We start from the raw sequence: 11,120 nt of genomic DNA on the forward strand, positions 1-11,120 counted from the left end.
GCCCCCGCCCCCCTGGCGGCCCACCAGCGCCGCCCCATCGCGGGAGCGCTGATCACGCCCACCACCGGCGTCCCGTCCTCCACCAGGGCCAGCAGCGTGGCCCAGGCGGGCATCCCGCGCAGGAAGTTCTTGGTCCCGTCGATCGGGTCGATGATCCAGCTGCGCCCGGTGGTGGCGCTGCCGCCGCGTTCCTCGCCGACGACGACGTCGCCCGGCCGGTGCTCGGCGAGTTCGGCGCGCACCGCGTCCTCCACGGCCACGTCGGCGTCGGTCACCGGGGTGCGGTCGGGTTTGCGGTCCACTCGCAGGTCGGTGGAACGGAAACGTGCGCTGGTGATGCCGTCGGCCCGGTCGGCGAGCAGACAGGCGAGTTCCAGGTCGGTCACTGTGCTCACGACCGCAGCCTAAGGAGTCCGTCCGGAGAGCCCAGCGGGGTGGTCGGGTGTCCGTCACCTTCCGGGGATGGCGACGGGGTGTGTTCCCGGGCACGCGAAGCGCCACCCGCTTCGCCCGGTGATGCAACTAGGCTGGGACGAGTGAGCGTAGTGCTGCTGGCCGAAGACGATCCAGCCATCGCGATGCCGTTGTCCAGGGCGCTGCAGCGCGAGGGGTACTCGGTGCGGGTGCTCGAGGACGGCAACGCGACCCTGCGCGAGACGTGCGCGGGAGGGGTGGATCTGTTGGTGCTCGACCTCGGGCTGCCCGGGATGGACGGGCTGGAGGTCTGCCGCAGGCTCCGCGCGCAGGGAAGGGGAACCCCCGTGCTGATGCTCACGGCCAGGACCGACGAGGTCGACTTCGTGGTGGGACTGGACGCGGGGGCCGACGACTACGTGGCCAAGCCGTTCCGGCTGGCCGAGCTCATGGCCCGGATCCGGGCGCTGTTACGGCGGGGGGCGCCCGAGACGCTGGAGGCGGGCGGGGTTCGACTGGAGCTGACCGCGCGCAGGGTGCTGGTGGACGACCACGAGGTGCAGCTGGCCAACAAGGAGTTCGAGCTGCTGCGGGTGCTGATGTGGCACGCGGGTGAGGTTGTGACCAGGGAGGAAATCCTGCGTCAGGTGTGGCCGGAGCCCAGCCGCAAGGGAAGCAAGACCCTGGACATGCACATCTCGTGGCTGCGCCGCAAGCTCGGGGACGGGCACTACCGCACGGCCGAGCAACGCATCGCCACGGTGCGCGGTGTGGGTTTCCGCTTCAACGTCGACTGATCCGGTTTCGGGGGCGGGCACATGCGCAGGCGACTGTTGCAGGCGACGCTGCTCGCGGTCGCCGTCACGGCACTGGTGTTGGGGATCCCGCTCGCCGTCAGCGCGCTGAAACTCGTGGAGGACCTGACCCGGGGTGATCTCTCCGGCAGGGCGCAGCAGATCGCCACCAGGCTGGACGAGCAGGTCGCCGCCGGGGAACCGATCGAGCTGGCCAACGTCCGCCTGGTGATCCCCCACGAGGCCAGGCTGACCGTGCGGGTGCGTGACCAGCGGTACTCCTACGGCGACGATCCGGGTGAGGACCCCATCGTCGAAACGGTGTCCATGGTGGGGGGCGGCACCGTGAAACTGGCCGTGCCGAGCGGGCCGGTGCGCACGAAGCAGCTCCAGGTGGCCGGGGGCGTGCTGTTGCTGGCGGCGTTCTCGGCGACCGCCGGTGGCTTCGTGGCCATCCTGACCGCGCGCAGGCTGGCCGAGCCGCTGCGGCACGTGGCCGGGCGGGCGAGCCGGTTGGGGGCGGGGGACTTCCGCCCGGATCCCAGGAGGCACGGGCTGCCGGAACTGGACCGGGTGGCTGACGCGCTGGACGCCTCGGGGGCGGCATTGTCCCAGCTGATGCAGCGGGAACGCGAGCTCGTCGGGGACGTCTCCCACCAGTTGCGCAGCAGGTTGACGGCGCTGCAACTGCGGCTGGAGGCGCTGTCCGAGACCGACGACCCCGAGACGGCCGAGGAGGCCGGGGCGGCTTTGGAGCAGGCCGAACGGCTTTCCGGGGTGCTGGACGATCTGCTGGCCGCGGCCACGGCCGCGCGGGCCCGGGACGCCGAACCTCTCGACGTCTCCGCCGAGCTGTCCACCGTCGCCGAGGAGTGGCGTGACCACTTCCGCTCCGAGGGACGCACCCTGCGGCCCCGGATCGAGGAGGGGTTGTTGGCGCGCGCGACTCCGGCGCGGCTGCGGGAGGCCATCGGTGTGCTGCTGGACAACGCGCTGCGGCACGGTGAGGGCACGGTGTCGCTGTCCGGGCGTTACGCCAGCGGGACGGTGCTGGTGCAGGTCGCCGACAGCGGACCCGGGGTTCCCGACGAGCTGGTGCCGCACGTGTTCACCCGGGGGTTCTCCGGCGGCGGCTCCACCGGGGTGGGGCTCGCCCTGGCCCGCGCGCTGGTCGAGGCAGACGGCGGTCGGCTCGAACTCAGCTCGGCCCGACCGGCCACCTTCGAGATCTACCTGCCGGTGGCCCGGGCCGACGACGTGCTCGGAGTCCCCTGGAGGACCGACTCCACACCGCGGTGATCCCGGCGAACCACGCTGTCTCCGGTGGTTCCTCCGCCCGGAACGCTCGTTCGGTCCCCACCGAGCCGATCCGCCGACGATGTGATGACCGTCGTCCGGTTCTCGTTCCGGCCTGATCCGCCGGGGCCGGCTGTTACCGTCGTGATGATCCTTCTCTCGGAGGTGCCCCGGTGGCGAGGCGGAACGGTACATGCGGGTGAAGCTGCTTGTCAGCGGTCTCCTGCTGGGAGTGTTGAGTACGTTCGCCGCGTGGGCGGTGCACTGGTCGCTCGGTGCTCACCGGGAGGTCACCTACGAACTACCGGGCACGGTGACCACACTGTCGTTCGGAAACGGAAAGCAGGAGGCCACCCGGGTGGACAGGACCGAGGCGGCGGTCGAACTGCGCCGCTTCCTCACCGAGCGCTCGTTGGCGCTGGTCGTCGCTCCCAGTACCGACGGCCCACCCCGACTGGTGGTGGCCGATCCCGGGGGCGTGCTGTCCTGGTACACCCCGTCGGACCCGACGGGGAGGGATCCGGGCCGGGTGAGACGGGGCCACGTGTTCGAGGGCACCTACTCACAACGGCAGTGGCGGCAGGGGAACTCCCCGGCGCTCGTGCCCGAGGAAGTCGAGATCGTCGGCACGGTGCCCCCACCCCAGGGGGCGGGTGACCTGCAGTACGCGCGTCCCCTCGGCGAGTACCCGCTGCCGTTCGGTGAGTACGTCGTCAGCACCGACGATCCCGAGGAGCTCGCCGAAATCAGGGACATCGCGTACCGGGCCGGTTTCGCGGATCTCTCGACGCAGCGCGTTCCGCTGTGGCGACACCTCCGCGACGACCCGTTGGTGGGGGCCACGGGTGCACTGCTGGGTGCCGGATATCTGGCGGCGGCGCTGTTCTGGACGTTGGGGCTGCGGGACCGGGCGGAGGAGTTCGCGATCCGGACTCGGCACGGCGCCACCCGTGCCCGGTTGGTGTGGCAGGTGTGGCCGCGCGGTCTCCCGTTCCAGTTCCTGGGAATCGTGGGCGGAGTCGCGTTGTCGGGCGCGCTGGTCGTGCTGGTGGGTCTGCAACCGCTGGACCGGATCGAGTATCTGGTGCTGGGCGCGGGCGCGGCGGGCGGTCTGCTGCTCGCGGCGGGGACGTGGCTGTTGGCCACCGTCCTCGGAACGCGGGTGCGAAGCGAGGCGGGCCGTGCTGGGTGACCTCCGGGGTGGTGTCCGGATGGCGCTGCGGCGCTGGCCCACCATGCTCTCGTTGGCCGCCGTGATCGCGCTGTCCTGCGTGGTGCTGGCCGTGCTGCTCGCCGACGTGCTCGTCCAGTTCAAGGCCCTGCGCGGCGGCCACGAACTGCGCGGGCGCGGTGCGGTGGTCTTCAAGCCCTACTACGGCACCTCCCGGGTCACCTCGGTGCCCGACCGGGCTGTGTCCGACCTCGTCGAGCTGATCCGCGAGGAACGCGCCTACACCGCCGTCATCAACAACGTGCGGGTCGACGACCCGGAGTTCGCGGGTGGGGTGCCCACAGTGCTGTTCGTCGGTTCCCGGCTGGAGGAGACCCTGCCCGACCTGGAACTGTGCGAGCCGGCTCCCTGTGCCATGCGCGGCGCCGAGGTGGCCACCCCGGCCGAGCCGGTCGAGATCGCGGGCCACACCTTCACCACCTTCGAGCGGCTGTCCCGCTCCGCCACCCACTTCGATGCCCATCTCGGCCCGGTGCCGCTGGACGAGCGGCTGGTGCTCAACCTGCCCCCCGAGTCCCTGACCCGGCTCACCGGGTACGAACGTGAGGAGGCGATGGCGCGGACCGTGCTGCTGGAGGCGACCGAGTCCGACGTCGACGACTTCGTCGCGAGCAGCGCCGCCGGAGATCTCTACCTGGTTCCACGTCACATCGCGGTCGACCGGCCGAAACGGCTCTCCGGGATCATGGTCGTGTCCACGATGTACGTCGTCGGGATGGCGGCCTTCCTGACTCTCGTGCTGGTCGCCTTCGCCGCCACGGCGCGGCGGACGCTGCACCGGCAGCGGGCGGTTTTCGTGATCCGCCGCACCCACGGGGCGAGCAACGGACGTCTCGCCGCCCGGCTCGCCGGTTTCGTCGGCGTCGTGGTCCTCCTGCCCCCGTTGCCTCCGCTGGCCGGGCTCCTGCTGGTCGGTGGTCCGCTCGCCCCGGCCGCGGGGTGGATGGCGGCGCTGGTCGTGGTGCTCTTCCTGGTGCTGTGGGGCTGGGCGGTGAGGCAGCAGAGCGGGTACGAACGGAGAGGCCGGTGAACACGTCGTCATGACCCTGGTACGGGCCTCCGGGCTGTCCAAGACCTACGGGCGGGGGCGTCTGCGTGTCGAGGCGCTGCGCGAGGTGTCGCTGTCCGTCGAGCCGGGCGAGGCCGTGGCCCTGACGGGGCCTTCCGGCTGTGGCAAGTCCACGCTGTTGAGCCTGCTCGGGCTCACCCTGCCGGCCACCGGCGGGGAACTGCTCGTCAACGGCGAGCCCGCTCCCCTCCGGGAACGGCGGCGGGCGCGGTTGCGCAACGAGTTCTTCGGCTACCTGCACCAGGAGTTCGCCATCGTCGAGTCCGACCGCGTCCTCGCCAACGTCACCATTCCGCTGGAGTACGCCCGGCCGCGCCTCAACCGGCGGCAGCGCCTCGAACGGGCCGGGCGGGCGTTGGACAGCGTCGGTCTCGGCTGGGCCACGCGCCGCAGGGCCTCCGAACTCTCCGGTGGTGAACGGCAGCGGGTGGCGATAGCACGTGCGCTGGTCAACGAGCCCCGCCTGGTGCTCGCCGACGAACCCACGGCGGCCCTGGACGTCGCCACGGCTCACGAGATCGTGACGCTGCTGCTGTCGATGCGCCGGCGGGGTACCTCGGTCCTGGTGGCCACCCACGACCCTCGGGTCTCCGGGCGGTGCGACCGGATCCTCCCCATGGAGGACGGTCGGCTGGCTCCCGAGGGGGTCGAAACCTCCGCCTCCTCCGGGGACTGCGGCAGCACATAGGGCGTTTGCCGTCCGGTGCGCTAGGCGGTGCTCGCGGTGTCACCACCCCGTTGCCTCCTGTTGACCATCGGTGTGAGGGCGGTTACTTTTTCGGAATATCGGACTTGGTCCGGTATACCAAACAAAAAGGACTTCGGTCATCCGGAAAAGGACTTGGAGCCCGCATGTCCCGATTACAGTCGGTGCTCGGCCTGGCCACGGCCGCACTGCTGGGCGGAACGCTGCTGCCCTCGGCGTTCGCGGACCCCGCCGACAGCTCACCGATCGACTACTCCCTGCGGGTCGACGCCGCTGGGGAGACCACCTCGATCCCCGAGACCATGCACGGAGTCTTCTTCGAGGACATCAACGACGCCGCCGACGGCGGCATCTACGCGGAGCTGGTACGCAACCGCTCCTTCGAGTACGACACGGTGGACAACCCCTCCTACACCCCCATGACCGGCTGGAGCGCCACTTCGGTCGGCGGCGCCGAAGGATCCGCCGAGGTGGTTGACGACGCCGAGCGGCTCAACGAGAACAACCGCCGTTACCTGCGACTGCGTCCCAACGCCCACGGCCGTGCCGCCTACGGGGTGACCAACGCCGGATACCACTCCGGGATGGCGCTGGAACGCGGCGAGAAGTACGACTTCTCGGTCTGGGCCCGCAGCGACCAACCCGGCGGCACCCCGCTGACCGTGACCGCCACCGACGGCTCCGGCTCTCCGGTCGGCCGCACCATGCGGGTCCGGGTTCGGGGCGACGAGTGGACCGAGTACACCACCACCTTCGTGGCGCACAGCGACACCACCACCGGTCGGCTGCGCGTGCTCGCCCACGGTTCGGGAACCGTGCGGCTGGACATGGTCTCGCTCTTCCCGCGCGAGACCTACAAGAACGAGCCCAACGGGCTGCGCCCGGACCTGGCCCGCAGGATCGAGGCGCTCAACCCGGGATTCCTGCGGTTCCCGGGCGGATGCCTGGTCAACACCGGCAGCCACGAGTCCTACCAGGCCCCGGACTGGGAGCGCCGCCGCTCCTACCAGTGGAAGGACACCATCGGTCCGGTCGAGCAACGCCCCACCAACGCCAACTTCTGGGGCTACAACCAGTCCTACGGGCTCGGCTACTACGAGTACTTCCGGTTCGCCGAGAACATCGGTGCCATGCCGCTGCCGGTGGTGCCCGCTCTGGTCACCGGCTGCGGTGAGAACGAGGCCACCCACGACCCGCAGCTGCTGCGACGCCACATCCAGGACACCCTCGACCTGATCCAGTTCGCCAACGGCCCGGTCGACACCGAGTGGGGTGCCAAGCGCGCCGCCATGGGCCACCCCGAGCCCTTCGGGCTCACGCACCTGGCCGTGGGCAACGAGGAGAACCTGCCCGAGGACTTCTACGAACACTTCGCGAAGTTCCGCGAGGCCATCGAGCAGCGCTATCCCGGGATCACCGTGGTCGCCAACTCGGGCCCCGACGACAGCGGCCCCGTCTTCGACCGCGCCTGGGAACTCGCCCGCGAGCAGAACGCGGAGATGGTCGACGAGCACTACTACAACAATCCCCAGTGGTTCCTGGAGAACAACCGGCGCTACGACTCCTACGACCGCTCGGGACCGAAGGTCTCGTTGACCGAGTACGCCTCCGAGGGCAACAGGTTCTACAACGCGCTGGTCGAGTCGGCCTTCATGACCGGCCTGGAACGCAACGCCGACGTGGTGCGGATGAGCTCCTACGCCCCACTGCTGGCCCACGAGGACGATCCGCAGTGGACACCGGACATGATCTGGTTCGACAACCACCGCTCGTGGGGCTCGGCCTCCTACGAGGCCCAGAAGCTGTTCGGCAACAACGTCGGTGACGAGGTCGTTCCCAGCGAAGCCTCCTCCACCCCGGTGGAACGCGAACCGATCAGCGGTGCGGTGGGGCTGTCCACCTGGAACACCAGCGCTGCCTACGACGACGTGCGGGTGACCTCCGCCGACGGCCGGACACTGCTGACCGACGACTTCTCCGGCGACGCCTCGCAGTGGAGCGAACTCACCGGTACGGGTGACTGGTCCGTCCAGGACGGGGCCTACGTGCAGTCCGACACCGGTGTCCGGAACACCATGGTCACGGCGGGCGACAAGAGCTGGAGCGACTACGACCTGCAGCTGAGTGCCACCAAACGCGCTGGCAGCGAAGGATTCCTCGTCGCCTTCGGCGTCAAGGGCACCGGCAACTACTACTGGTGGAACCTGGGCGGCTGGAACAACACCCGCTCGGCGGTGCAGAAGACCACCGCCGGCAGCTCGGAGACCGTGCTGTCCGAGGACACCACCATCGAGACCGGCCGGGAGTACGACATCCGGATCGAGGTCCGCGGGCGGCAGGTGACCCTCTTCCTCGACGGTGAGAAGTGGGGCAGCTTCACCGACGAGCAGCGGGCCGAACCGTTCCGCCAGGTGGTCACCCGCGACAACGAGACCGGGGAGCTGATCGTCAAGGTCGTCAACGCCCAGGACAACCCGGCACGCACGGAACTGGACATCGAGGGTGCCGGGAGACTGGCCTCCACGGCACGGTTGACCACCCTGCAGGGCGATCCCGACGCGGTGAACACCGCCGAGTCCCGGCCGATCACACCCGAGAAGTCCGTGGTGCGGGGTGTGGACGAGAACTTCACCCACACCTTCCCGGCCCACTCCATCACCGTGATGCGGATCAAGCACGAGAACTGAGGGGAATCCGCCGACCGGTTTCCCGGGGCTCGGGTGGCGGAACCTCCCGCGCGGCTCTCGCTCCGGCCGGGCCCGACATCGGGTAGGCACCGACACAACGTCGGGTCTTCCTCGCGAGAGCCGTACGGGAGAACCCGCGGTCGGTTGAGCCGCGTACGTGGTCGTTTCGGCGCTCCGAGCGCCGAAAGCACTGCGCCCGCCGAGCGAGCACCGCGAAAAGAGCGCGCGGAAAACTTCGACGAGGAGCACGACATGACGCAGAACAACCTGAACCGCCGCTCGCTGCTGCGCGGCGGAGGAGCCGCCGCGGCGGGAGCGGCGGCCGTGCCGCTGCTCGGCACCCCGGCGGGTGCGGCGGAGCAGCGGCCAGGTGGGGGAGTCGGACACGGCCCCCCTGCCGGCGGCGCGGACTCCGTGGTACCCACGCGCGACCCGCTGATCGAGCAGCGGGCCGACCCGTGGATCACCTACCCCCACCGCGGCATGTACTACATGACCGGTTCGGTGCCCGCCTACGACCGCATCGTCGTGCGCGGGGCACCCACCCTCGAGGGGCTGGCGCACACCAGGGAGAGCACGGTCTGGAAACGCCCCTCCTCGGGAAGGATGGGTGGCCACATCTGGGCGCCGGAACTACACCGCATCGACGGCCGCTGGTACATCTACTTCGCCGCCGGTGACTCCGACGACGTGTTCCGCATCCGGATGTACGTGCTCGAGTCCCGTGCCGAGGACCCCCGTGAGGACGCCTGGGAGCTGCGCGGGCAGATCACCACCGCCTGGGACACCTTCGCGCTGGACGCCACCACCTTCGAACACCGGGGCAGCCTGTACTACGTGTGGGCGCAGGCCGAACCCGGCATCGACACCAACAGCAACCTCTACATCGCCGAGATGGACTCGCCGGTGGCGATCAAGGGGGACCCGGTCCGGATCGCGGTGCCCACGAAGGAGTGGGAGACCCGAGGTTTCAGGGTCAACGAGGGGGCGGCGGTGCTGGTCCGCAACGGGCGGGTCTTCATGACCTTCTCGGCCAGCGCCACCGACGCCAACTACTGCGTGGGGCTGCTGACCGCCGACGCGGAGGCGAACCTGCTCGACCCTGCCTCCTGGACCAAGTCCCCGCAGCCGGTGATGGAGACCAACGAGGCCAACAGCAGGTACGGCCCCGGGCACAACTCCTTCACGGTGGCCGAGGACGGCGAGACCGACGTGCTGGTCTACCACGCGCGGTCCTACCGGGAGATCGAGGGCGACCCGCTGTACGACCCGAACCGCCACACCAGGGTGCAGAAGTTGAACTGGTACCCGGACGGGACGCCCGCGCTCGGGATACCGATCGCCGAGGGCGAGTCGGTCGTCCGGCTCTCACCGTTGGACAGCCCGGAGTCCTTCGTGCGGCACGGACAGGGTGGCCGGCTGGTGGTCGACCGGGTCGCCGACCGTGTCGAGCGGAGCCAGTTCCGGATCGTGCCCGGCTTCCTGGACCCCGGCAGGGTGGCGCTGCGGTGCGTCGATCTCCCCGACCACCACGTCCGGGTGAGTGACGGCTCCCTCGTGATCGCGCCCTACGCCGACAGCGACGAGTACGGCCGGGCCAGCGGGTTCATCCGGGACGAGGGGCTGGCCGGTCGCGACGGCGTGTCCTTCCGGTTGTCGGAGGACCCGCACAGTTATCTCGCACATCGCGAGGGCAGGCTCGTGGTCGAGCGTCCCCGGGGTTGGGCGGACCGACAGCGGGCGACCTTCCGGGTGCGGTGAGTCGCCCGCCACGGCACCGCGAGTCCTCGTCCGATGCCGTGGCGGGTTCCAGGCGGTCCGCGCACGAGAAACGCCCCCCGCGTGCGCGGACTTCCGGGTGGGGTCCGCCGGATCCCACCCGGTTCCGGGGCCGCGCTCAGCCCGCGGCGGGACGTGAGACGTCCTGCTCCTCGTCCGGCTCGTGGGCAGCGCCGTTCTGGTCACCGCCGCCTTCCCCGGCGGCCCGCCCGACGGGGAAGGGTTCGACGTTGGAACGTTCGTCGGGGCGCTCGGTGCTCTCCGACTCCCGAGTGGGGAAGACCCAGCGGCGGAACGCCCACCAGCGGAAGGCCATGCCGAGCAGCACGCCGAGTACCTGCCCCGCCGTGAAGTCGGCCAGCTCCTCGACGAGCGGTGTGGTGTGGGGCGTCTGCAGGTGCAGCACATAGCGGGAGATCCACAGCGGTGCCGCGTAGAGCGCCACGGCCGTCCCGCTGACCAGGAAGTACAGCCCGGCCTCGTGGTGGCGTCGACGCCCGCCCCGGGTGCGGAAGGCCCACTGCCGGTTGAGGACGTAGGACACGAGGGTGGCCACCAGTACCGCCACGACCTTGGCCGTGACCGGCTTCGGTTCCAGCACGGTCCACTTGAGCAGGTAGAACAGTGCCGTGTCGATGGCGAAGGTGCTCGCGCCGACGAAGGCGAACTTCACCAGCTCGCGATGTCTGACGACCAGACCCCGCAGCGGGGCGGGCACGCGCGTGAGCACCGTATCGACTACAGACACCCGCCGAGTCTACGGAGTTCCTCTCGGGTTTCCCCGGTACGCGGAGCACGGAAAACCCGAAGAGTGGATGATCTCACAGTAACGTTTCGCCCGTTCGAGGCGATATGTCTCTTCATGCTCATCGGTGTCCTTGTCCGGGAGGGGGCTCGGGCGGGCCGCCCCGGCCGTGGCCGGGAGGTGACCCCCGCCCGTCCGGCGGCCCGTGGCCGTGGGGCCCGTGTCCGCGCTCGGTGGTCTCCCGGGGTGCCGGGCCGGGCTCCGGCCCCCTGTCGGTCTCCGGTGGGGCGGAGGTGGTCGGTGGCGGGTTCCCCGGTGTCGGGGGCGGAGACGTCGAACCCGTTCCGGGTTCCTCCGTCGGGGGACTCGTTCCGGGTGGGGAGCTGCCCGGTGTTTCCG

The 11,120-nt window shown here is 70.3% G+C and carries 9 protein-coding genes; 7 read left to right on the plus strand and 2 right to left on the minus strand.

The window, feature by feature from the left end; genetic code table 11:
- Positions 1–386: inositol monophosphatase family protein (locus CEP50_RS19165; protein ID WP_374957111.1), on the minus strand; the 386-nt coding region annotated here is incomplete at its 3' end.
- Between the two features lie 150 nt (positions 387–536).
- Here CEP50_RS19165 and CEP50_RS19170 point away from each other — a divergent pair.
- The 7 genes from CEP50_RS19170 (at position 537) to CEP50_RS19200 (ending at position 9,958) form a co-directional block, all read left to right on the plus strand.
- Positions 537–1,211: a response regulator transcription factor gene (locus CEP50_RS19170; protein ID WP_026449254.1), complete on the plus strand. Its 675-nt coding sequence runs from the start codon at positions 537–539 to the stop codon at positions 1,209–1,211.
- Between the two features lie 21 nt (positions 1,212–1,232).
- Positions 1,233–2,507, plus strand: a complete 1,275-nt coding sequence (locus tag CEP50_RS19175) for an ATP-binding protein (protein WP_106115315.1) — start codon at positions 1,233–1,235, stop codon at positions 2,505–2,507.
- Positions 2,508–2,697: 190 nt separating this feature from the next.
- The gene (locus CEP50_RS19180; protein ID WP_106115316.1) at positions 2,698–3,696 is read left to right on the plus strand and encodes a hypothetical protein; all 999 of its coding nucleotides are present in this window, start codon (positions 2,698–2,700) and stop codon (positions 3,694–3,696) included.
- Positions 3,686–4,765, plus strand: coding sequence for a hypothetical protein (locus tag CEP50_RS19185; protein WP_106115317.1), 1,080 nt, complete (start codon positions 3,686–3,688; stop codon positions 4,763–4,765). The genes CEP50_RS19180 and CEP50_RS19185 overlap by 11 nt, the downstream gene beginning before the upstream one ends.
- A 10-nt stretch (positions 4,766–4,775) precedes the next feature.
- A complete protein-coding gene (locus CEP50_RS19190) occupies positions 4,776–5,492 on the plus strand; it encodes an ABC transporter ATP-binding protein (RefSeq protein ID WP_106115318.1) in 717 nt (238 codons plus the stop codon).
- A gap of 164 nt (positions 5,493–5,656) precedes the next feature.
- Positions 5,657–8,197, plus strand: coding sequence for an alpha-L-arabinofuranosidase C-terminal domain-containing protein (locus CEP50_RS19195; RefSeq protein ID WP_106115319.1), 2,541 nt, complete (start codon positions 5,657–5,659; stop codon positions 8,195–8,197).
- A 252-nt stretch (positions 8,198–8,449) separates the two neighbouring features.
- The gene (locus tag CEP50_RS19200; protein ID WP_106115320.1) at positions 8,450–9,958 is read left to right on the plus strand and encodes a family 43 glycosylhydrolase; all 1,509 of its coding nucleotides are present in this window, start codon (positions 8,450–8,452) and stop codon (positions 9,956–9,958) included.
- A gap of 136 nt (positions 9,959–10,094) precedes the next feature.
- On the opposite strand, the gene CEP50_RS19205 is transcribed toward CEP50_RS19200, so the two are convergent.
- On the minus strand, positions 10,095–10,724 hold the full coding sequence (locus CEP50_RS19205; protein ID WP_106115321.1) for a GtrA family protein: 630 nt from the start codon (positions 10,722–10,724) through the stop codon (positions 10,095–10,097).
- Between the last annotated feature and the right edge of the window lie 396 nt (positions 10,725–11,120).

Origin of the sequence: Actinopolyspora mortivallis (assembly GCF_003001495.1) — a bacterium.
In the GTDB taxonomy this organism is placed as follows: Bacteria; Actinomycetota; Actinomycetes; order Mycobacteriales; family Pseudonocardiaceae; genus Actinopolyspora; species Actinopolyspora mortivallis_A.

Excerpts from the sequence above, each read along its gene's own strand:
- CEP50_RS19175 (WP_106115315.1), top strand. The coding sequence starts at position 1,233 with ATGCGCAGGCGACTGTTGCAGGCGACGCTGCTCGCGGTCGCCGTCACG.
- CEP50_RS19180 (WP_106115316.1), top strand. The coding sequence starts at position 2,698 with ATGCGGGTGAAGCTGCTTGTCAGCGGTCTCCTGCTGGGAGTGTTGAGT.
- CEP50_RS19190 (WP_106115318.1), top strand. The coding sequence starts at position 4,776 with ATGACCCTGGTACGGGCCTCCGGGCTGTCCAAGACCTACGGGCGGGGG.
- CEP50_RS19195 (WP_106115319.1), top strand. The coding sequence starts at position 5,657 with ATGTCCCGATTACAGTCGGTGCTCGGCCTGGCCACGGCCGCACTGCTG.
- CEP50_RS19200 (WP_106115320.1), top strand. The coding sequence starts at position 8,450 with ATGACGCAGAACAACCTGAACCGCCGCTCGCTGCTGCGCGGCGGAGGA.